Origin of the sequence: Streptomyces sp. GbtcB7 (assembly GCF_019091445.1) — a bacterium.
Taxonomy (GTDB): Bacteria; Actinomycetota; Actinomycetes; order Streptomycetales; family Streptomycetaceae; genus Streptomyces; species Streptomyces mirabilis.
Window position 1 is genome coordinate 1 of record NZ_JAGXJM010000186.1, and the last position, 352, is coordinate 352.

A 352-nucleotide genomic window follows, 5' to 3' on the forward strand; every position below is an offset into this window, starting at 1 on the left:
GGTCGACTCCTGCGGCAGCGCGCGTCGCCCGTCGGCGGGCGGCGCCCGGGTCGTCGAGCACGGTGGCGAGCGCGGCCGCGGGGGCCTCCGGGTCGGCGGGGGGCACCATGAGGCAGTCGGCGCCATCGGTGCAGAAGTCGTCGAATCCGCTGCCGGAGGTGACGACCAGCGGCGCCCCGGCGGCCATCACCTCGACGGCCACGTTTCCGAAGCCCTCCCACCGAGAGGGACACATCACCACGTCGGCGGCCGCGATCGCGCCGTACAGTTCGTCGCCCGACACGTGGCCGAGGAACGTCACCCGATCGCGCGCCGCGGACGGCACCCCGTCGAGGGGGGCCGCCCCCGCCGG

At 76.7% G+C, this 352-nt stretch carries 1 protein-coding gene; it reads right to left on the minus strand.

Going from position 1 to position 352, the window contains the following annotated elements:
- A partial coding sequence (locus KVT44_RS55785) for a glycosyltransferase (protein ID WP_217576914.1) occupies positions 1–352 on the minus strand: 352 nt, incomplete at both ends.